Annotated in this window: 17 protein-coding genes and 1 pseudogene; 8 read left to right on the top strand and 10 right to left on the bottom strand. The window is 60.4% G+C overall.

From position 1 onward, the window contains the following. Positions 1–164 precede the first annotated feature (164 nt). Positions 165–1,259 carry a PLP-dependent cysteine synthase family protein gene (locus tag KW062_RS07010; protein ID WP_105755665.1) on the top strand — a complete coding sequence of 365 codons (1,095 nt, stop codon included), beginning with the start codon at positions 165–167 and terminating at the stop codon, positions 1,257–1,259. 51 nt (positions 1,260–1,310) lie between these two features. Here KW062_RS07010 and KW062_RS07015 read toward each other — a convergent pair whose 3' ends face one another. Further along, the gene (locus KW062_RS07015) at positions 1,311–2,927 is read right to left on the bottom strand and encodes an NAD(P)/FAD-dependent oxidoreductase (protein ID WP_027621143.1); all 1,617 of its coding nucleotides are present in this window, start codon (positions 2,925–2,927) and stop codon (positions 1,311–1,313) included. A gap of 107 nt (positions 2,928–3,034) precedes the next feature. Further along, complete coding sequence (locus tag KW062_RS07020) at positions 3,035–3,709, bottom strand: hypothetical protein (protein ID WP_105755664.1); 675 nt, start codon at positions 3,707–3,709, stop codon at positions 3,035–3,037. Between the two features lie 182 nt (positions 3,710–3,891). On the opposite strand from KW062_RS07020, the gene KW062_RS07025 reads away from it, so the two are divergent. Beyond that, the gene (locus KW062_RS07025; RefSeq protein ID WP_105755663.1) at positions 3,892–4,239 is read left to right on the top strand and encodes a SecDF P1 head subdomain-containing protein; all 348 of its coding nucleotides are present in this window, start codon (positions 3,892–3,894) and stop codon (positions 4,237–4,239) included. Positions 4,240–4,250: 11 nt separating this feature from the next. On the opposite strand, the gene KW062_RS07030 is transcribed toward KW062_RS07025, so the two are convergent. Continuing rightward, on the bottom strand, positions 4,251–4,850 hold the full coding sequence (locus KW062_RS07030) for a short chain dehydrogenase (protein ID WP_105755662.1): 600 nt from the start codon (positions 4,848–4,850) through the stop codon (positions 4,251–4,253). Between the two features lie 105 nt (positions 4,851–4,955). Here KW062_RS07030 and KW062_RS07035 point away from each other — a divergent pair, with 105 nt between their 5' ends. Further along, entirely contained in the window at positions 4,956–5,864 is a 909-nt protein-coding gene (locus KW062_RS07035; RefSeq protein WP_027621147.1) for a LysR family transcriptional regulator, read from the top strand. A gap of 48 nt (positions 5,865–5,912) precedes the next feature. Here the strand turns inward: KW062_RS07035 and KW062_RS07040 are convergent, their stop codons facing one another. The 5 genes from KW062_RS07040 to KW062_RS07060 all read right to left on the bottom strand — a co-directional run bounded on the left by KW062_RS07040 (position 5,913) and on the right by KW062_RS07060 (position 10,915). After that, entirely contained in the window at positions 5,913–6,614 is a 702-nt protein-coding gene (locus KW062_RS07040; RefSeq protein WP_027621148.1) for an ABC transporter ATP-binding protein, read from the bottom strand. Then, complete coding sequence (gene livG / locus KW062_RS07045) at positions 6,615–7,382, bottom strand: high-affinity branched-chain amino acid ABC transporter ATP-binding protein LivG (protein ID WP_027621149.1); 768 nt, start codon at positions 7,380–7,382, stop codon at positions 6,615–6,617. After that, positions 7,379–8,635: a high-affinity branched-chain amino acid ABC transporter permease LivM gene (locus KW062_RS07050; RefSeq protein ID WP_027621150.1), complete on the bottom strand. Its 1,257-nt coding sequence runs from the start codon at positions 8,633–8,635 to the stop codon at positions 7,379–7,381. Before KW062_RS07050 ends, livG begins: the two co-directional genes overlap by 4 nt. Continuing rightward, positions 8,632–9,555: a high-affinity branched-chain amino acid ABC transporter permease LivH gene (gene livH, locus KW062_RS07055; RefSeq protein WP_027621151.1), complete on the bottom strand. Its 924-nt coding sequence runs from the start codon at positions 9,553–9,555 to the stop codon at positions 8,632–8,634. Before livH ends, KW062_RS07050 begins: the two co-directional genes overlap by 4 nt. A 232-nt stretch (positions 9,556–9,787) precedes the next feature. Beyond that, complete coding sequence (locus tag KW062_RS07060) at positions 9,788–10,915, bottom strand: branched-chain amino acid ABC transporter substrate-binding protein (protein WP_027621152.1); 1,128 nt, start codon at positions 10,913–10,915, stop codon at positions 9,788–9,790. Between the two features lie 133 nt (positions 10,916–11,048). Between KW062_RS07060 and KW062_RS07065 the strand changes: the two genes are divergently transcribed. The 3 genes from KW062_RS07065 to KW062_RS07075 all read left to right on the top strand — a co-directional run bounded on the left by KW062_RS07065 (position 11,049) and on the right by KW062_RS07075 (position 12,708). Then, on the top strand, positions 11,049–11,231 hold the full coding sequence (locus KW062_RS07065; RefSeq protein WP_146118245.1) for a hypothetical protein: 183 nt from the start codon (positions 11,049–11,051) through the stop codon (positions 11,229–11,231). 30 nt (positions 11,232–11,261) lie between these two features. Continuing rightward, entirely contained in the window at positions 11,262–11,567 is a 306-nt protein-coding gene (locus KW062_RS07070) for a DUF2288 domain-containing protein (RefSeq protein WP_027621153.1), read from the top strand. Positions 11,568–11,814: 247 nt separating this feature from the next. Continuing rightward, positions 11,815–12,708, top strand: a complete 894-nt coding sequence (locus tag KW062_RS07075; protein WP_027621154.1) for an NAD(P)-dependent oxidoreductase — start codon at positions 11,815–11,817, stop codon at positions 12,706–12,708. On the opposite strand, the pseudogene KW062_RS07080 reads toward KW062_RS07075, so the two are convergent. After that, a pseudogene (locus tag KW062_RS07080) lies at positions 12,668–14,863 on the bottom strand (putative bifunctional diguanylate cyclase/phosphodiesterase); the annotation flags it as partial. The gene KW062_RS07075 and the pseudogene KW062_RS07080 overlap by 41 nt on opposite strands. Positions 14,864–15,149: 286 nt before the next feature. Here KW062_RS07080 and KW062_RS07085 point away from each other — a divergent pair. Next, positions 15,150–16,499, top strand: a complete 1,350-nt coding sequence (locus KW062_RS07085) for a spinster family MFS transporter (RefSeq protein WP_105755660.1) — start codon at positions 15,150–15,152, stop codon at positions 16,497–16,499. Positions 16,500–16,667: 168 nt separating this feature from the next. Here the strand turns inward: KW062_RS07085 and rapA are convergent, their stop codons facing one another. Further along, the gene (rapA, locus tag KW062_RS07090; RefSeq protein WP_105755659.1) at positions 16,668–19,514 is read right to left on the bottom strand and encodes an RNA polymerase-associated protein RapA; all 2,847 of its coding nucleotides are present in this window, start codon (positions 19,512–19,514) and stop codon (positions 16,668–16,670) included. Between the two features lie 204 nt (positions 19,515–19,718). Here rapA and KW062_RS07095 point away from each other — a divergent pair, with 204 nt between their 5' ends. Next, positions 19,719–20,060 carry a hypothetical protein gene (locus tag KW062_RS07095; RefSeq protein WP_027621158.1) on the top strand — a complete coding sequence of 114 codons (342 nt, stop codon included), beginning with the start codon at positions 19,719–19,721 and terminating at the stop codon, positions 20,058–20,060. The last annotated feature ends 124 nt before the right edge of the window (positions 20,061–20,184 follow it).

A 20,184-nucleotide genomic window follows, 5' to 3' on the forward strand; every position in this document is an offset into this window, starting at 1 on the left:
ACAAAAGTTATATTCTTTTTTGTTATATGTCGTTACAACCGGCGGTGCAGAGAGCCTAGCAGTTGCTTGGCGTATTGAATCGCAGCTGTACCTGTGAGTTATGTAGGTTTTTTCCTAAGCTTGGGCATTAAGCCAGCCCCATTCGAGTCAACGAGAACCCAGCCATGAGCGACAGCCGACAGTGGGCCCGCGAAGCCATCCGTATCATCGAAGCCGATTTCCAACGCAGCGCCGACACGCACCTGATTCCACTGCCATTACCGGGTCTGCCGGGGATCGAGTTGTATTTCAAGGATGAGTCCAGTCACCCTACCGGCAGCCTCAAGCACCGCCTGGCCCGGTCGCTGTTTTTGTACGCGCTGTGCAATGGCTGGCTCAAGCCAGGAGCACCGGTGATCGAGGCGTCCAGCGGTTCGACGGCGATTTCCGAGGCCTATTTCGCACGTTTGCTCGGCCTGCCGTTTATTGCGGTGATGCCGGCGACCACCTCCCGGGAAAAAATCGCACAAATCGAGTTCTACGGAGGCAAGCCCCACCTAGTGGAGGATCCCACACAGATTTACGCCGAGTCCGAGCGCCTGGCCCGTGAGCACGGCGGGCACTTCATCGACCAGTTCACCTATGCCGAGCGCGCCACCGACTGGCGTGCCAACAACAATATCGCCGAATCGATCTTCCAGCAGATGCGCTTTGAGCGTCATCCTCAGCCGAGCTGGCTGATCTCAAGCCCAGGTACCGGCGGGACCACGGCAACATTGGGGCGTTACGTGCGCTATCGCCAGCATTGCACCCGAGTCCTGTGCGCCGATGCCGAGCGTTCGGTGTTCTTCGACTATTACCAGAGCGGCGATGCGAGTCTGCGCCTGGATTGCGGTTCGCGGATCGAGGGCATCGGCCGTCCGAGGGTCGAGGCGTCGTTCCTGCCGAAAGTTATCGATGCCATGATCAAGGTCCCTGACGCTCTGTCGCTGGCCGCCATGCATTATCTGGCGCAACGTCTGGGACGGCACGTGGGAGGGTCCAGCGGAACCAATCTGATCGGTGCCCTGGTGGCAGCGCAGCAGATGATCGCGGATGGGGAAACGGGTTCGATCGTGGCGATTCTGTGCGACAGCGGCGAACGCTATGGGACCACCTATTACGATCAGGAGTGGTTGAAGGCGCAGGGATACGAGTTGGATGGGTTGATCGCGACGGTCGCCGCCAGCGTCGAACGCGGTGAACCGTTGCCGGACAATGTGTTGCGCGCAGGGATTTGAAGCGTTGGCACTGGCGTGATGGGCGGGCACCCGTCACGCCAGTGCCAGGTTTCAGGCCGGTAGACCGAGGATGTCGCGGGCCACGGCTTCAGCGATGCGGATCCCGTCGACACCCGCCGAGAGAATCCCGCCGGCATAACCAGCGCCTTCACCGGCCGGGAACAGGCCCTTGACGTTGAGGCTCTGCATCGACTCGTTGTTGCGGGTAATGCGCAGCGGCGACGAGGTGCGGGTCTCGATCCCGGTCAGCACGGCATCGTGCAGGGAGTAGCCACGAATCTGCTTCTCGAAGGCCGGCAGGGCTTCGCGGATGGCCTCGATAGCAAATGCCGGCAGCGCCAGCGCCAGGTCGCCCAGGGCAACACCTGGCTTGTAGGACGGCTCGACGCTGCCCAGGGCTGTCGACGGTTTACCGGCAATGAAATCACCCACCAACTGTGCCGGGGCTTCGTAGTTGCCACCGCCGAGGACAAAGGCGTGGGATTCCAGCTGCTCCTGCAACTCGATACCGGCCAGCGGGCCGCCCGGATAATCGACTTCCGGGGTAATGCCCACGACAATCCCGGAGTTCGCGTTACGTTCGTTACGCGAGTACTGGCTCATGCCGTTGGTGACGACGCGGTTCGGCTCGGACGTCGCGGCCACTACCGTACCGCCCGGGCACATGCAGAAGCTGTAGACCGAACGACCGTTTTTTGCGTGGTGCACCAGTTTGTAGTCGGCGGCACCGAGTTTCGGGTGACCGGCGTACTTACCCAGGCGAGCGCTGTCGATCAGTGACTGCGGGTGCTCGATGCGGAAGCCCACCGAGAACGGCTTGGCTTCCATGTACACACCGCGACCGTGCAGCATGCGGAAGGTATCGCGGGCGCTGTGACCCAGCGCGAGGATCACGTGGCGGGAGTGAATCTGCTCGCCGCTGGCCAGCTCGACGCCGGTCAGTTGGCCGTCTTCGATCAATACATCGGTGACTCGTTGCTGGAAGCGCACTTCGCCGCCGAGGGCGCGAATCTGCTCGCGCATGTTTTCGACCACGCCCGTCAGACGGAACGTACCGATGTGTGGCTTGCTGACGTAGAGAATCTCTTCCGGCGCACCGGCCTTGACGAACTCGTGCAGGACCTTGCGACCGTGGTGCTTGGGGTCCTTGATCTGGCTGTAGAGCTTGCCGTCGGAGAAGGTCCCCGCGCCGCCTTCGCCGAATTGCACGTTGGACTCAGGGTTGAGCACATTTTTACGCCACAGGCCCCAGGTGTCCTTGGTGCGTTGGCGTACTTCAGTGCCGCGTTCGAGGATGATCGGCTTGAAGCCCATTTGCGCCAGCAGCAGCCCGGCGAAGATCCCGCAGGGGCCGAAACCGACGACTACCGGACGTTCGCTCAGGTCTTGTGGCGCATGGCCTACAACCTTGTAGCTGACGTCCGGTGCGGCGTTGACGTTACGGTCATTGGCAAACGCCTGCAGCACCTTCGCCTCGTCGCGCAGGTTGAGGTCGATGGTGTAGATGAAGCACAGTTCGGTGGACTTTTTCCGCGCATCGTAGCTGCGCTTGAACAAGGTGAAATCGAGCAGTTCATCACTGGCGATGCCCAGGCGTTGCACGATGGCAGGGCGCAGGTCTTCTTCGGGGTGGTCGATTGGCAGCTTGAGTTCGGTGATTCGTAACATGACAGGATCCGGTTCGCGGGCGCACCAATGCGCCAAGGCGTTTGCAAGCGGGCAATTATAAGCCGCAAAGGCACTGTCCAGTGAGGCTAAAACAGCAGCTCGTCGAATCAGTCGCTGCGTGCGCCGCCAAAATAGGCACAACCACGTTGTACCTGATCGTTGACCCGCAACTCGGCGCTCATGAGCTGGACGCTGGGGCGACTTGGGTCGACGCAGCGCTGGGGGGCGATCCACAGTTCGACGCGCTGGTTGTTGGCTTCGCTGCTGAGATGAAAGCGCCCGTCACCCAGCTGTTCTTCCAGGTAGGGCAGGGCCAGGGCCGGCCGCCCGGCGCGCTCGACCACCATGCCGTTGCCACTGACCTTGACGCTCCAGTTGGGCGTATTACCGCCGGCCTGCAGGATCAGTTTCTGGAAGTCCGGGCTATTGCAGGCGCCGGTTGAGCGTTCCAGGCGATACAGCTGCTGGACATCGAGTTGTGCTTGGCCGTCCGCGACTTTTGCCGAGGGCACCCGGCCACGCAGATCGGCGAAGACCTGGTGCTGGGTGCCGGCCAGCGTGGCGGCCTCTTGCATGACGCTGGTGGAGCCGCTGTCATGCACGGCATACAGGTTGTTGCCCTGGCAGGGCTTGAACACCAGCTTGCCGTTGGCCATGCCGAGCTCACCTTGCATGCGGGTCAGGCCGGCCGTGGAGGGCGCCTGGGGCGAACTCTCGAGCAACTGACAACCGGCAAACAACGGCAGCAGGGCGACAAACATCAGGGAACGGGCAGCACGCATCGTTGGGTCTCCAGACAGGTGCCGCCACGTTACGCAGGCAGGCCGTCGATCACAAGGCCGGTGTTGCCCGAGCGCGCTCAAACGCGCCCCTGCAACATTGTGTACGGGGTTCTTGCGGGTGGACGCCGATCGGGATCGGCTACTCTAGGAGCCGTTTTTTCCACTGGATCAGGAGGATGCTCATGCGTTGCAAGGTTTGGATGGTGTTTTTGGCAATGGTGGTCGGCACATCCACTCAGGCTGTCGAGATCGACTTCTCATCGGCCCTGGACTTCACCAAAACGGAGCTGGTGTTGAAGGACATCGACTCCCCCAACCCCGAGACTGTAGCCTTGAATGTCACACTTTCCCCCGAGGCCACGGAACGCATGCGCAAGGTCAGTACGGAATCGATCGGAAAGCCGTTGACCCTGTTGATCAATGGCCAGCCGATCACCACGGCCACCGTACAGTCAGTACTGGGTGCGCAGTTCCGAGTCGCGATGTCGCGCGCCATTGCCCGGGAGTTGGTACCGAGCCTCCTGGACTGAACCGGTCGCGGTCAGCCGACGTGGAACGTCTGCCCGGTTTGCAAACCTTCCACACTCTTGGCGTAGGCCAGTCCGACATCGGCGCCGGAAACCGGTTTGTAGCCACGGAAGTAGGGGGCGTAGCTGCCCATCGCCTCCACCAGCACGGTGGGGCTGACGGAATTGACGCGCATGCCACGAGGCAGTTCGATGGCGGCGGCCCGCACGAAACTGTCCAGAGCACCGTTGACCAGCGCCGCCGATGCGCCGCTGCGGATCGGGTCGTGACTGAGGACACCGCTGGTGAAGGTGAACGAGGCGCCATCGTTGGCAAATTCACGGCCGATCAGCAGCAGATTGACCTGGCCCATCAGCTTGTCTTGCAGACCGAGGGTGAAGCTCTGTTCGGTCATTTCCGCCAAGGGAGCGAAGGTCACGCTGCCGGCGGCGCAGATCAGGGCATCGAACTTGCCGGTCTTTTCAAACAGCGCACGAATCGAGGCGCTGTCGCTGATGTCTACCTGGAAATCGCCGCTGGTGCGGCCGATGCGAATGATCTCGTGACGTTCGGACAACTCCTTGTCAATCGTCGAACCTACCGTGCCGCTGGCGCCAATCAAAAGAATTTTCATCGTGGGGATTCCTCGGGTGTTTGAACGAGGTTTCAGTCTAGTGTGGTTTTTTCTGGAGATAAGCGTGCTAATAGGCAACCTTTGGTTTTCAATTGGAAACAATCCATGAGCGAAATGGACGACCTGGCCGCCTTCGCGGTGCTGATCGAGGCGGGCAGCTTCACCCTGGCGGCGCAACAACTGGGCTGCAGCAAAGGTCAGTTGTCCAAGCGCATCAGCCTGCTGGAGGCGCGTTTCGATGTGCTGTTGTTGCAGCGCACGACACGCCGTTTGAGCCTGACGGCGGCGGGCGCGGCGTTGCTGCCGCAAGCTCAGGCCCTGCTGATTCAGGTCGAGCGCGCACGGCAAGCGCTGGCGCGGCTCAAGGACGACATGGCAGGCCCGGTACGGCTCACCGTGCCGGTTTCGCTAGGGGAGACGTTCTTCGATGGCTTGCTGCTGGAGTTTTCCCGGCAGTACCCGCAGGTCCTGATCGAGCTGGAGCTGAATAACAGTTACCGCGATTTGGCCCGCGACGGCTTTGACTTGGCGATCCGCTCCGAAGTGGCCAACGACCAGCGCCTGGTTGCCCGACCGCTGTTGGCCTGGCATGAAATGACCTGTGCCAGCCCCGAGTACCTGCGACAGTTTGGCGAGCCGACCACGCCGCAGCAGTTGACGGGCCATCGTTGCCTGCTCAACAGCCATTACAGCGGTCGTGAAGAATGGCTCTACCACCAGCAGCACGAATTATCGCGGGTGCGGGTGTCCGGGCCTTTTGCCAGCAATCACTACAACCTGCTGAAAAAAGCTGCGCTGGCTCATGCCGGGATTGCGCGACTGCCGTCTTACCTGCTTCAGGCCGAGCTGGCTGACGGGCGTTTGCGCTGGCTGCTGCGCGATTATCAGACCCGCAGCATGCCGATGTACCTGGTGCATCCGTATCAGGGCGGATTACCCAAGCGCACCCAAGTGCTGGCGGACTATCTGATCGACTGGTTCAAGCGCAGCGGCGAGGCGCTGGACCGATTGTGAGCGCGCACAAAAAACGGCCCGAAGGCCGTTTCATGTATCGCGTTTTGCTTAGCCGCCCAAGTACGCTTCGCGCACTTTGGGATCGGTCAGCAAGGCTTCACCGGTGCCTTGCATCACCACCCGGCCGTTCTCCAGAACGTAGGCACGGTCGGCGATTTTCAGCGCCTGGTTGGCGTTCTGTTCGACCAGGAACACCGTCACACCGTCCTTGCGCAGTTGTTCGATGATATCGAAGATCTGCTGGATGATGATCGGTGCCAGGCCCAGCGACGGCTCGTCTAGCAACAGCAGCTTGGGTTTGCTCATCAGCGCCCGGCCGATGGCGAGCATTTGCTGCTCACCGCCCGACATGGTGCCGCCGCGCTGTGCGAAGCGTTCCTTCAGTCGTGGGAAAAGCCCCAGGACCTTGTCCATCTGCTCCTGGTAATCGCCCTTGTCGGTGAAAAACCCGCCCATGGCCAGGTTTTCTTCCACGGTCAGGCGTGAGAACACCCGACGACCTTCTGGCACTACGGCAATGCTCTTGCGCATGATCTGCGCCGAGGTCTGGCCGACCAGTTCCTCACCCATGTAGCGAATGCTGCCGCTGTGTGCCTGCGGCGAACCGCAGAGGGTCATCAACAAGGTCGACTTGCCGGCGCCATTGGCGCCGATCAGGGTGACGATTTCGCCCTGGCGGATTTCCACGTTGACGCTGTGCAGGGCTTGGATCTTGCCATAGAAGGTGGAAACGTTTTCGAACTGCAGCATTTACGCTTCCCCCAGGTAGGCTTTGATCACTTCAGGATTGTCACGGATCTGTTCCGGCGTGCCATCGGCCAGCGGTGTGCCTTGGTTGATCACGACGATGTGGTCGGAAATGCTCATGACCAGTTTCATGTCGTGTTCGATCAGCAGCACGGTGACGTTGTGCTCTTCACGCAGGACGCTGATCAGCGCCTTGAGGTCTTCGGTTTCCTTGGGGTTGAGGCCGGCAGCCGGTTCGTCGAGCATGAGGATCCGCGGGCGGGTCATCATGCAGCGGGCGATTTCCAGGCGCCGTTGCTGACCATAGGCCAGGGTTCCGGCGGTACGGTTGGCGAACTCCTTGAGGTTGACTTTTTCCAGCCAGTACTCGGCAAACTCCATGGCCTCGCGTTCACTTTTGCGGAACGCCGGGGTCTTGAACAAGCCGGACAGGAAGTTGGTGTTCAGGTGACGGTGCTGGGCGATCAACAGGTTCTCGACCGCCGTCATGTCCTTGAACAGCCGCACGTTCTGGAAAGTACGTACCACGCCTTTAAGGGCGATCTTGTGGCCGGGCAGGCCTTGGATCGGCTCGCCGTCCAGCAGGATGCTACCGCCGCTCGGTTTGTAGAAACCGGTCAGGCAGTTGAACACGGTGGTCTTGCCCGCGCCGTTGGGGCCGATCAAGGCCACTACCTGTTTTTCCTTGACGGTCAGGGCAACGCCATTGACCGCCAGCAAGCCGCCGAAGCGCATGCTCAGATTTTCGACTTTCAGGATCTCACGGCTCATTTTCGCAGCTCCATGTGAGGACGTTGCATGGGCAGCAGGCCTTGAGGACGCCAGATCATCATCAGCACCATGAGGGCGCCGAACATCAACATGCGGTACTCACTGAACTCACGCATCATTTCTGGCAACAGGATCATCACCACTGCGGCGAGAATTACGCCCAGCTGCGAGCCCATGCCACCCAATACCACGATGGCGAGAATGATTGCCGACTCGATGAAGGTGAAGGACTCGGGTGTCACCAGGCCCTGACGGGCGGCGAAGAAGCTACCGGCAAAACCGGCGAAGCTGGCACCCAGGGTGAAGGCCGACAACTTGATCACGGTTGGGTTGAGACCCAGCGCACGGCAGGCGATTTCGTCTTCACGCAGCGCTTCCCAGGCACGGCCGATCGGCATGCGCAGCAGGCGGTTGATCACGAACAGCGCACCGAGGGCCAGCAACAGGGCAACCAGGTAGAGGAAGATCACCTTGTTGATCGAGTTGTACTGCAGGCCGAAATACTCATGGAAGGTCTGCATCCCTTCTGCGGCCTTGCGCTCGAAGGTCAGGCCGAAGAACGTCGGTTTCTCGATGTTGCTGATACCGTTTGGCCCACCGGTGAGGTCGGTCAGGTTACGCAGGAACAGACGGATGATTTCACCGAAGCCCAGGGTCACGATCGCCAGGTAGTCACCGCGTAGACGCAGCACCGGGAAGCCCAGCAGGAAGCCGAAAGTGGCCGCCATCAGGCCGGCGATCGGCAGGCAGATCCAGAAGCTCAGGCCGTAGTAATGCGAGAGCATCGCATAACTGTAGGCGCCGACGGCGTAGAAGCCGACGTAGCCCAGGTCGAGCAGACCAGCCAGGCCCACCACGATGTTCAGGCCGAGGCCGAGCATTACGTAGATCAGGATCAGGGTGGCGATATCCACCGCGCCGCGCGAGCCGAAGAACGGCCAGACCAGGGCGCCGACGATCAGCGCCAGGATGATCCAGCGTTGGGTGCCAGGCAGGGTCAGGAAGTTGCTGGCCTTGGCCGGGATCAATGGCATGCGTGGCGAGGATTTCCACGCGGCATCGATCTGGTGGCTGAACAGCACCCGCAGGAACATCAGGACCGAGCACAGGGCAATGGTCGCGAGGATGGCCGGGCTGGTGTTGTGGACTTCCAGGTTGATACCGACGATGGTCAGTTTCAGACCCAGCACCGGGTAGGCCACGGCCCACACCAGCAAGGCGCTGAACAGCGCCGATTTAAGATTCCTAGTCATACTTTCTCAACCTCCGGACGGCCCAGAATGCCGGTCGGACGGAACAACAGCACCAGAACCAACAAGCCGAATGCCACGACGTCCTTGTATTGGTCGCCAAAGATATCGGCACCGAATGCCTCAGCCACACCCAGCACCAGACCGCCCAGCATGGCGCCCGGAATACTGCCGATGCCGCCCAATACTGCGGCGGTGAAGGCTTTGAGCCCGACCAGGAAGCCGGCGTTCGGGTTGATCACGCCGTATTGCATGCTCAGCAGTACGGCCGCGATGGCCGCCAGCGCAGCACCGATGACGAAGGTCAGGGCGATGATGTTGTTGGTGTTGATACCCAGCAGGTTGGCCATCTTGATGTCTTCGGCGCAGGCGCGGCAGGCGCGGCCGAGGCGAGAACGGGAGATGAACATGGTCAGGCCGAACATGGCCACCAGAGTCACCACGAACACCACGATCTGCATGTAGGAAATCAGGACTTCCGATGCACCGCCTGGCCCGAAGGAGAAGTTGCCCGGGATCAGGTTGGGGATCGATTTATCCTTGGAGTCTTGTGACAGCAGAACGGTGTTCTGCAGGAAGATCGACATGCCGATAGCGGAAATCAGCGGAATCAGGCGGTTGCTGCCCCGTAGCGGGCGGTAGGCAATCCGTTCAATGCTGTATCCGTAGGCACTGGTAACGACGATGCTCGCGATGAAAGCTGCGGTCATCAACAGCGGGACACTGTCGAGTCCCATCATGGCCAGTCCGGCGATGGCGATGAACGCCACATAGGAACCGATCATGTAGACCTCGCCGTGGGCGAAGTTAATCATTCCAATGATGCCGTAAACCATCGTATAGCCGATGGCGATCAGGGCATACGTGCTGCCAACGGTCAGGCCGTTAACCAGCTGTTGGAAAAAGTGATAGATCTCAGGCATTACAGCGCTCCTAAAAACCTGATACGCATTTCACTGGTGGAGTCATTATCCCGCCCGAACCCCGTGGATCTGCATCCACCTCGAATTCGAACATTGCCAGCGAACCGCTGATGACGGTTTTGAGATTTTCAGGTGGGGAGGCTAGCGGATCACGCCAGCGCGGCCCAATACGTTCGTAAAATAAAGCCCACGGCACGCCGTGGGCTTTATTGGCAGTCAGTCAGGCAAGGCCTTACTGAGGCGAAGCTTCGGTTTTAGGTTTACCGAAGTGCCACTCGTAAACCACGAACTTGAAGTCTTTCAGGTCGCCCTTGGCATCGAAGCTGAGGTCGCCAGTCGGGGTTTTGAAAGTGCCGGCGTGGATGGCTTCAGCCACTTTGGCCGGGTCTTCGCTCTTGGCAGCAGTGATACCGCCGGCGATGACTTCAACGGCCGAGTAGGCCGGGAACACGAACGGACCGCTTGGGTCTTCTTTCTTGGCCTTGAACGCGTCCACCAGGGCAACGTTGGTCGGATCCTGGTCGAAGGATTTCGGCAGGGTTACCAGCAGGCCTTCGGAAGCGTCCTTGGCGATTTGCGAGATCGAGTCGTTACCCACGCCTTCCGGACCCATGAACTTGGCTTTCAGGCCTTTTTCCTGAGATTGACGCAGGATCAAGCCCAGTTCCGGGTGGTAGCCGCCGTAGTAAACGAAATCGACGTTGGCTTGCTTGAGCTTGGCGATCATCGAGGAGAAGTCTTTGTCGCCGGCGTTGATACCTTCGAACACGGCAACCTTGACGCCTTTGCCTTCCAGGGTTTTCTTCACCGCGGTAGCGATACCTTCACCGTATTGCTGCTTATCGTGCAGGACAGCAACGACTTTCGGCTTCACGTGATCGGCGATGTAGTTACCAGCGGCAGGGCCTTGGGCGCTGTCCAGACCGATGGTACGGAAGATCATTTTGTAACCACGGGCGGTGATGTCCGGGCTGGTGGCTGCCGGGGTGATCATGATCACGCCTTCGTCTTCGTAGATGTCCGAAGCCGGTTGGGTGGAGCTGGAGCACAGGTGGCCAACGACGAACTTCACGCCGTCGTTGACGACTTTGTTGGCAACAGCCACGGCTTGTTTAGGATCACAGGCGTCATCGTATTCAACGGCTTCAAGTTTCTTACCGTCGACGCCGCCTTTGGCGTTGATTTGTTCGATGGCCATTTTCGCGCCACTGAACTGCATGTCGCCGTACTGGGCTACAGGTCCGGTTTTAGGGCCGGCAATGCCGATCTTGATGGTGTCAGCTGCGAACGAATGGCTGGCAACCCCGGCCAGAACCATAGCGGCAAACAGTTTGGAAATCTGCTTAGTAGCCTTATTCATAGTGCTCCACTCTTACTGTTGTAATTTTTATAGTCCTGGCGGCCTGAGGCGCAGAACCGATCGATGACGTAAGTCTCTGACGGAAATGCCCCTGGCAACTGTACCGGTACAGTGTAGAGCGCCGGTTGTTCGCTTGAAAAGCTGGCTGCTGGGGACAAAACCTGATGGTGTCGCTTTATTGAAAGAAAAGTATAGAAACGCGGCATGGCTTTTGAGGGCTTATAGCTGGTTCAGCGGCTTTATGGGGCTTTCCCGCACTTTTCGTTCGATGACGCAATTACATCCGGGTTTTTCTGCTGGACCACCGACGTTATGATTGCGCCGATTTCTTTTCCGGACAGGACCCATGACTGAAGAACCTAGCACCCTCTATGCCAAGCTGCTTGGCGAAACCGCATCCATTACCTGGAAAGAACTCGAACCGTTCTTTGCCAAGGGTGCCCTATTGTGGGTCGATCCGGCTCTGGATTTGATTGCTGCCGCTGAGGCAGTTGCGCAGGACGAAGGCGAGAAAGTGGCTGCCTGGTTGGCTGCCGACAAACTCGCGAAGCTGTCTGAAACGCGGGCGTTGGATCTTTTCGAGCGCGATCCGCAGCTCTGGGCGGTGGTGGTTTCACCCTGGATTCTGATCCAGGAAAGGGCGCAGGCTTGATTGAATGCACCAAACTTGTGCGTCGCAGTCGCGCTGAAAAGTGTGTAGCCCCGTAGCGTGATGGCACGGTGCCGTAGAGAAAGGCCACAGCCAGGTCTGCTTGACGGTGACGTTCGCGTAATGGGAACAGTTGATGGAGCAGCCGAAGGGTTACTCGATTGTTTCCGATTGTAATTGGCTGACCTTTCCCAAGCCTCGGCAAATCGGCGACTATTTGTGCGATCCCGAATTTGACAGAGGCATTCATATGGCTGTGTTACCTGCACTTGCGTTCGCCGGCATCGGCCTGATGGGCTTGCCGATGTGCCGTCGCCTGTTGGCGGCGGGTTATTCATTGACGGTGTGGAATCGCAACCCGGAAAAATGTGCGCCCCTGGTCAAGGCCGGAGCTCGCCAGGTCGCGACACCGGCCGAGCTGTGTGACCACGCCGACCTGGTGCTGCTCTGCCTGGCCAACACCGAGGTCGTGCGCGAGGTGGTATTTGGTCCGGCCGGTGTGGCCAGTGGCGCAAGGAGCGGTCAGTTGCTGGTGGACTTCTCCAGCCTGGAACCAACGGCCACTCGCGAAATGGCCACGCAACTGGCCAGCCAATGCGCGATGGATTGGCTTGATGCACCGGTGTCCGGTGGCGTGGCCGGTGCTGAAGCGGGCAGCCTGGCGATCATGGTGGGCGGTCAGGCCGCCGATCTGCAGCGCGTGCGCCCGATCCTGCTGAACCTGGGTCAACGGGTCACGCATATGGGCGCGGTGGGGGCTGGGCAGGTGACCAAGGCCTGCAATCAAATGATTGTGGCGTGCAATGCCCTGGTTATCGCCGAGGTGGTAGCACTGGCAGAGCGCTCGGGTGTCGACGCCAGCTTGCTGGCAGAGGCCCTGAGCGGTGGTTTTGCTGATTCAAAACCCCTGCAGATTCTGGCGCCACAAATGGCCGAGAGTCGCTTCGAACCGGTGAAATGGCATGTGCGTACGCTGCTCAAGGACCTTGATGGCGCGGTGAAATTTTCCCGGGAGCAGGGGGCGGCGACGCCGCTCAGTGGGTTGGCTGCGCAACTGATGCGCTTGCACGGTGGTCAGGGCTTTCTGGAAAAGGATCCCGCTACATTGATTCAGCTGTACCGCGAACCAGACGCAAAGGGCTGATGCGTTGATTGACCTGATCGAGGATCGGCCGCAATTCCGCCAGGGGCACCGGGCAACTCAGTAAATAGCCCTGAATGTAGTCACAGCCCAGGCGTTCGAGGAAACGGTATTGTTCGAGCGTCTCGACGCCTTCGGTGACCACCTGTAGGTGCAGGGTGTGGGCCATGACGATGATCGCCTGCACGATCTCCATGTCCTGCGGTGAGTTGGGGATATCCTGGATAAACGACCGATCGATCTTCAGCGTATTCAACGGCAGTCGCTTGAGGTACGCGAGCGAGGAATAGCCGGTGCCGAAATCATCGATGGACAGCGATACCCCGAGCTCGCGGATCTGGTGCAATAACTCCAGCGTTTCGGCGATGTTGCCCATCAGCGCATTCTCGGTGACTTCCAGCTCCAGTCGCTGTGCGGCAACGCCAGCAGACTGCAGCGCGGCCTTGATTTGCCTGGCCAGCTCCGGTCGGCTGAGGTTGAGCGGCGAGCAGTTGACGGCGATCTTCAGCGAGTCACAGCCTGGCCCGGATAAGTGCTTGAGGTCCTCGCAGGCCTTGCGTAACACCCAGTGGTCGAGTTCGGCGATCAGGCCATTGGCTTCGGCGATAGCGAGGAAGCGTTCAGGCGTCAGTAGGCCGTGAGTCGGGTGCTGCCAGCGAATCAATGCTTCAAGCTTGGTGACCTGACCAGTCGCCAGGTCGTAAATGGGCTGGTAGTACAGCAGCAGACCCTGGTCCTGACGCAGGGCATTGCGCAGTTCCTCCTCTAACTGCAGGGCGGTCGTTGCCTTGGTCTTCAGGGCTTCATTGAAAAAGCAAAAATCGTTGCGGCCGTTGGCCTTGGCTTGATAGAGGGCCAGGTCGGCATCTTTCAGCAGTTCTTCGCACGTGAGGCCATCGTCCGGGTACAGGCTGATCCCGATGCTGGTGGTCATGACCATGCTGCGGCCGGCCAGTGCGACGGGCTCTTTCATTCTGGCCAGGATGCGCAGCGCCACATGTCGGGCTTCGTCCTGCTCCTGCAAGTTGAGCAGCACGCAGAATTCATCACCGCCAAACCGCGCGACCAGATCGGCATGACTGCGTATCGAGCTTTTGAGATGTCCGGCGAGGATCTTCAACAAGTCGTCGCCAGCATCGTGGCCGAGGCTGTCGTTGATCCGTTTGAAATGATCGATGTCCAGGAACATGATCGCCAGCTTGCCGCCGTGGGCGCTTCTTTCGACGATTTTCTCCGCGAACAACTGATTGAAACCGCGCCGGTTCAGCAGGTTGGTCAGGCTGTCGTAATGCGCGGCTTGTTGCAGTGACATCCGTGCCTGGTCGAGTTGGCCGAGCAGGGCCTGGACCCGTTGCAGGTCATGTTCCTTGAGCTGCAATTTCTTGTCGGCCAAGGCGGCGCTGATGGTGCTGCCGATCACCAGCAAGGCAATCACGGCAATGGTCATGCCCAATTGCAGTTGGTTGTCGTCCGAGGCCGGTTGGACGGGCATGCTCTCGGGTAATACCAGCGTCATTGCCCACATGCCCGTGAAGTGCATGCTGACAATGGCGGCGCCCAGTATCAGGCTGGTGAGGTATTTGAGCGTCTGATGGAAGACACCGCTGCCATCGCGCAGCAGGTGCCAGAGCAGCAAGGCGATGCCGCTGGCAACAATGGCGATCACAATCGACAGGGCTAACAGCCAAGGCTCGAAGTATTGGCTGGCGTCGGAATGCATGGCAGCCATGCCCACGTAATGCATGGTGGCGATGCCCAGGCCGACACCGATCGAGGCTAGCCCATAGCGCCATGGGCCGAGCCGTGCAGCACTCAGGGTATTCATGGCCAGAACGCCGGCAATCAGGGCGATCAGCAGCGAAAGCAGGGTGATGGGGAGGTCATAGTGGAGGTTGATCGGGGCGAGGAAGGCCAGCATGCCGATGAAGTGCATGGCCCAGATTCCACCGGCCAGGCACCCGGCCCCCGCCCAACGCCAGTGCCGCCTTGAGGCTGGATGTTCGGCGTGACTGACCCGCTCGGCCATGTCGAGCGTTGCGAAGCTGGCTGCGCAGGCAACCAGATAGGCCAGCAGTACCAGCGTTGTGCTGTAGCTGCAGTCGAGTACGACATAACCGCTGCTCTGCGGCAGCTCGCTGGTAAAGCGCAGCCAATCCATAGCATCCCTCGTCTTTACGCCGCCTGGGTGCCGGCCAATGGCTTGAGTATAGAGACCGTGCCCAGCCTGCACTGGATAGTGGCGCATTGCCTCTTAATATTTTTGAATTGATTTTATTGCGATTGGAAATAAGGCAGGCGACTTGCTCGAGGACTTGCCATAGGCCCCTATCACCCTGGCGAATAATGACAGACAGCCGTCTCGGGCCTGACTAGATTGCGGATTCCGGGCTCGGATGCGCGTGGTGGCGGAGCCCTCATAACAATAAATAGACGAGACGGACCCCATGCAGAACTCGACCCAAGCGGCGAATGCCTGGCGCATTCTGTTCCTGCTGTTCCTGGCCAATCTGTTCAACTTCTTCGATCGCACGATACCGGCCATCATTATTGAACCGATCCGTATGGAGTGGCACCTCAGCGACTTCCAGTTGGGGATCATTGGCACGGCGTTCACCCTGGTGTATGCGATCGCCGGCCTGCCGCTGGGGCGGATGGCCGACACGGGTTCGCGCAGCAAACTGATGGGCTGGGGGCTGGCGGTATGGAGTGGTCTGACGGCGGTTAACGGGCTGGTGGGCAGTTTCTGGAGTTTCCTGATCGTGCGCATGGGCGTGGGCATTGGTGAAGCGAGCTACGCACCGGCCGCCAACTCGCTGATTGGCGATCTATTTCCCGCCCATCGCCGGGCGCGGGCCATGGGCATCTTCATGCTTGGACTGCCCTTGGGGTTACTGCTCGCATTCTTCACCATTGGCGCGATGGTCAAGGCCTTTGACAGCTGGCGGGCACCGTTTTTCATTGCGGCGGTACCGGGGCTGATCCTTGCGGTGTTCATGTTTTTCATCAAGGAACCCAAGCGTGGCGCGGCGGAAACCGTAGCGGTCTCCCAAGAGCGTGTGGACCGGCCGATCCGGCGGGTACTGGCGATCCCGACTTTCCTGTGGCTGGTGATGGCGGGGCTGTGCTTCAACTTCGCCACTTATGCCTGCAACTCCTTCCTCGTGCCAATGTTGCAGCGCTATTTCGGCTTACCGCTGCAGGAGGCGGCGGTGGCCACTGGGGTCATCGTCGGGGTGACAGGCTTGTTCGGTCTGACGCTGGGCGGTTGGGTGGCCGACAAGATCCACCAACGAATTGCCAATGGCCGGCTGTTGTTTGCCGCCTTCAGTCTGATCGTTTCGACCCTGTGCACCGCTTGGGCGCTGCATGCCGGGCGGATCGAAATTGGAGTGTTCGTAGGGGTGTTCAGTCTGGGCTGGTTGTTTGCCTATAACTTCTACACCTGCGTCTACACCGCCATCCAGGATGTGGTTGAGCCGCGTTTGCGGGCCACGGCGATGGCGTTGTTCTTTGCCGGTCTGTATTTGTTGGGCGGGGGATTGGGGCCGGTGGTCGTGGGCGGGCTATCGGATCACTTTGCCAAGAGTGCAATGCTGGCGGCGGGGGCTGAGCAAATGACCGAGGCGTTCAAGGCGGTCGGCTTGCACGATGCGATGTACCTGATTCCGGTGGCGTTGCTGCTGACCACGGTGTTCCTGTTCCTGGCTGCGCGCTGTTTTGTGCGTGATGCCAAGCGGATGAAGGAGGGGTTGGTGCCGGTGGCGGAGCCAGGTGTAGCTGTGGCGACCGCATGAGCCCTGGCGGCCGGACGCTGCTGCGTGATGATGCTCATTTTTTTGGCTGGATCTTGTGGGGGCGGGCTTGCCCGCGATGAAAGCACTGCGTTATTTCAGGTAACGCGCGTTATCGTTCATCGCGGGCAAGCCCGCTCCCACAGACTGTTAGCCGACTCTCACAGACCGTTAGCCGGCGACCAGCACCCGAATCGCTTCCAGACGCAGTGCCGCTTTTTCGAGCATGGCGAGGCCTTGCTCGCGCTGGCGACGCAGGGCTACCAGTTCGCTGTCGCGTACGGTCGGGTTGACGGCCTGCAGGGCTGTCAGGCGCGCCAATTCTTCGTCAGTATCGGCGGCCAGGCGGCGTTGCGCCTCGGCGACACGTTCGGCGTGACGCGGGGTGATCTTCGCTTCGCCTGCGTTGATTCGCGGGGTCAGTTGATCGCGCTGGGCCTGGATGAACTTGTTGGCGCTGGCGCGTGGCACGCTTTCGAGTTGATCGTTCAGGGTCTCGAAGGAAACCCGGCCCGATAGGTCGTTACCGTTGGTGTCCAGCAGGCAGCGCAAGGCCGCCGGTGGGAGGTAGCGACCCAGTTGCAGCGAGCGCGGTGCAACCACTTCACTGACGTAGAGCAGCTCCAGCAATACGGTCCCAGGCTTGAGCGCCTTGTTCTTGATCAGCGCGACGGCGGTGTTGCCCATCGAGCCTGAAAGCACCAGGTCCATACCGCCCTGGACCATCGGATGCTCCCAGGTGATGAACTGCATGTCTTCGCGAGACAGTGCCTGGTTGCGGTCATAAGTGATGGTCACGCCTTCGTCATCGCCCAGGGGGAAGCTGGCGTCGAGCATTTTTTCACTCGGCTTGAGGATCAGGGCGTTTTCCGAGTGGTCTTCGCTGTCGATGCCAAAGGCGTCGAACAGGGTTTCCATGTAGATCGGCAGGGCGAATTGATCGTCCTGTTCGAGGATCGCTTCCACCAGCGCATCACCTTCGCCGGCACCGCCGGAGTTGAGCTCCAGCAGGCGATCGCGGCCGCTGTGCAGCTCGGCTTCCAGCGCTTCGCGGGTGCCACGGGCTTCGTCGATCAGCGCTTGCCACTCGCCGTCGTCGGCTTCTTCGAGCAGCGGCAGCAGGCGCGGGCCGAACTGGTGCTGCAGGGCGTTGCCGGTCGGGCAGGTGTTGAGGAAAGCATTCAGCGCTTCGTGGTACCACTGGAACAGACGCTCTTGCGGGCTGGTTTCCAGGTACGGCACGTGCAGCTCGATGGTGTGCTTCTGGCCGATCCGGTCGAGACGGCCGATTCGCTGTTCCAGCAGGTCCGGGTGCGACGGCAGGTCGAACAGCACCAGGTGATGAGCGAACTGGAAGTTGCGACCTTCACTGCCGATTTCCGAGCAGATCAGCACCTGGGCGCCGAATTCCTCGTCGGCAAAGTAGGCTGCCGCACGGTCACGCTCAAGGATGTTCATGCCTTCATGGAACACCGTGGCCGGGATCCCGGAACGTACGCGCAGGGCGTCTTCCAGGTCCATCGCAGTCTCGGCGTGGGCACAGATCACCAGGACCTTGGTGCGTTTGAGCATCTTCAGCTGATCGATCAGCCACTCGACGCGTGGGTCGAATTTCCACCAGCGTTCTTCTTCACTGGCGTCCGGCTGGGCCTGGAAGCTAACTTCCGGATACAGCTCGGCGTGTTCGCCCAGCGGCAGCTCGAGGTATTCGTCCGGGCACGGCAGCGGATACGGGTGCAGTTTGCGCTCCGGGAAACCCTGGACCGCGGCGCGGGTGTTACGGAACAGCACGCGACCGGTGCCGTGACGATCGAGCAGCTCGCGCACCAGACGGGCGCTGGCTTCGACGTCGCCATCGTTGACCGCAGCCAGCAAAGCTTCGCCTTCGTTGCCGAGGAAACCGTGGATGGTCTTGTGCGCCGCTGGCGACAGACGACCCTGGTCCATCAGCTCCTGGACGGCTTCGGCGACCGGGCGATAGTTTTCGCTTTCGGCACGGAAGGCCTGCAGGTCATGGAAGCGATTCGGGTCCAATAGGCGCAGACGCGCGAAGTGGCTGTCCTGGCCCAGTTGTTCCGGGGTGGCGGTCAGCAGCAGCACGCCGGGAATGGTCTCTGCCAGTTGCTCGACGAGCGAATATTCCGGGCTGACCTGGTCTTCGTGCCACACCAGGTGGTGCGCTTCGTCCACCACCATCAGGTCCCAGCCGGCTGCAAACAGCGCATCCTGGGCCTTCTCGTCGTCCACCAGCCACTCCAGCGCGACGAGGGCGAGCTGGGTGTCTTCAAACGGGTTGCTGGCATCGCTTTCGATGAAGCGTTCTTCGTCGAACAGCGCGACCTGCAGGTTGAAGCGCCGGCGCATCTCCACCAGCCACTGGTGCTGGAGGTTTTCCGGAACCAGGATCAGCACGCGGCTGGCGCGACCGGACAGCAATTGGCGATGGATCACCAGGCCGGCTTCGATGGTTTTACCCAGGCCCACTTCGTCCGCCAGCAGAACCCGCGGGGCGATTCGGTCAGCCACTTCACGGGCAATGTGCAACTGGTGGGCGATCGGTTGTGCACGGACGCCACCCAGACCCCACAGGGACGACTGCAACTGGCGGCTGGTATGTTCCAGGGTGTGGTAGCGCAGGGCGAACCAGGCCAGTGGGTCGATCTGGCCGGCGAACAGACGGTCGCTGGCCAAGCGGAACTGGATAAAGTTCGACAGCTGGGTTTCCGGCAGGGTGACAGGCTCGTTCTGGGCGTTAAGCCCGTGATAGACCAGCAGTCCGTCGACATCGTCGACTTCGCGCACGGTCATCTTCCAGCCTTCGAAGTGGGTGATGGTGTCACCCGGCGAGAACCGCACGCGGGTCAGGGGCGCACTTCGTAGCGCATACTGGCGGGTGTCGCCAGTGGCCGGGTAGAGCACGGTCAGCAAGCGACCGTCCTGTGCCAGAACGGTGCCTAAACCTAGCTCCGCTTCGCTGTCACTGATCCAGCGTTGCCCCGGTTGATACTGCTGCGCCATGCTGCCTGACTCCCGCCTTGAAAAAGCCGACTATCTTAACGGATCGCTGCCTTCAGAGCCAAAGGACTCTCATAAAAACTACTAGTCTTACGGTAGCGCATCACGTCGAATGGGGCGTTTGAGTGTCAACTCGGTCACAAGTTTGCGACCGATGGCTCAAGTCGCTGGTCGACCCGCCGACAGCTTGCCGACAGGAGACCCATTATGCTGCCACCGATGCTGCCCTTGAGTGCCGTGCCAATCACCTCCCAGCAGGATCCGGTTCGCCCGCGCCCGGACATGCCGCCGGTGGTGCCGGTGCAGCCGAGTTCCAGTGAAAGCACGATTGACCTGCAAAAGCGCGATCCTGAGGAAGCCGCCATGGCGTTGCGTGATGAGCAGCGTCGTCGACAGGAACAGGACAAGCGCCGGCGTGAAGCCGACGGCGACCCCGAAGCGTACCTGGCAATCCCGGGTGATGAACTGAATGCCGATCACACGGTGCCGGTGGCGCCGCTCATGGATGAGCAGCCTCGCCAGGGGTTGTGGGTGGATATAGAAGTCTGAGCCTTCCACAGGATTTGTCATGCTCACGGCTGCCTCGCAGGCTGGTTATTGCCAGCCGCAGACCGCATTATTGGCAAATCCCTGGCGGGCCGGGTGACAATAGTCGCTGTGCCGCGCCCGTATT

The sequence above is a fragment of the Pseudomonas fluorescens genome (assembly GCF_019212185.1).
Lineage (GTDB): Bacteria > Pseudomonadota > Gammaproteobacteria > Pseudomonadales > Pseudomonadaceae > Aquipseudomonas.

What these genes read in the sequence shown, in the direction of transcription:
- KW062_RS07010 (WP_105755665.1), top strand. Translation starts at nt 165, where the DNA reads ATGAGCGACAGCCGACAGTGGGCCCGCGAAGCCATCCGTATCATCGAA.
- KW062_RS07015 (WP_027621143.1), bottom strand. Translation starts at nt 2,927, where the DNA reads ATGTTACGAATCACCGAACTCAAGCTGCCAATCGACCACCCCGAAGAA.
- KW062_RS07020 (WP_105755664.1), bottom strand. Translation starts at nt 3,709, where the DNA reads ATGCGTGCTGCCCGTTCCCTGATGTTTGTCGCCCTGCTGCCGTTGTTT.
- KW062_RS07025 (WP_105755663.1), top strand. Translation starts at nt 3,892, where the DNA reads ATGCGTTGCAAGGTTTGGATGGTGTTTTTGGCAATGGTGGTCGGCACA.
- KW062_RS07030 (WP_105755662.1), bottom strand. Translation starts at nt 4,850, where the DNA reads ATGAAAATTCTTTTGATTGGCGCCAGCGGCACGGTAGGTTCGACGATT.
- KW062_RS07035 (WP_027621147.1), top strand. Translation starts at nt 4,956, where the DNA reads ATGAGCGAAATGGACGACCTGGCCGCCTTCGCGGTGCTGATCGAGGCG.
- KW062_RS07040 (WP_027621148.1), bottom strand. Translation starts at nt 6,614, where the DNA reads ATGCTGCAGTTCGAAAACGTTTCCACCTTCTATGGCAAGATCCAAGCC.
- livG (WP_027621149.1), bottom strand. Translation starts at nt 7,382, where the DNA reads ATGAGCCGTGAGATCCTGAAAGTCGAAAATCTGAGCATGCGCTTCGGC.
- KW062_RS07050 (WP_027621150.1), bottom strand. Translation starts at nt 8,635, where the DNA reads ATGACTAGGAATCTTAAATCGGCGCTGTTCAGCGCCTTGCTGGTGTGG.
- livH (WP_027621151.1), bottom strand. Translation starts at nt 9,555, where the DNA reads ATGCCTGAGATCTATCACTTTTTCCAACAGCTGGTTAACGGCCTGACC.
- KW062_RS07060 (WP_027621152.1), bottom strand. Translation starts at nt 10,915, where the DNA reads ATGAATAAGGCTACTAAGCAGATTTCCAAACTGTTTGCCGCTATGGTT.
- KW062_RS07070 (WP_027621153.1), top strand. Translation starts at nt 11,262, where the DNA reads ATGACTGAAGAACCTAGCACCCTCTATGCCAAGCTGCTTGGCGAAACC.
- KW062_RS07075 (WP_027621154.1), top strand. Translation starts at nt 11,815, where the DNA reads ATGGCTGTGTTACCTGCACTTGCGTTCGCCGGCATCGGCCTGATGGGC.
- KW062_RS07085 (WP_105755660.1), top strand. Translation starts at nt 15,150, where the DNA reads ATGCAGAACTCGACCCAAGCGGCGAATGCCTGGCGCATTCTGTTCCTG.
- rapA (WP_105755659.1), bottom strand. Translation starts at nt 19,514, where the DNA reads ATGGCGCAGCAGTATCAACCGGGGCAACGCTGGATCAGTGACAGCGAA.
- KW062_RS07095 (WP_027621158.1), top strand. Translation starts at nt 19,719, where the DNA reads ATGCTGCCACCGATGCTGCCCTTGAGTGCCGTGCCAATCACCTCCCAG.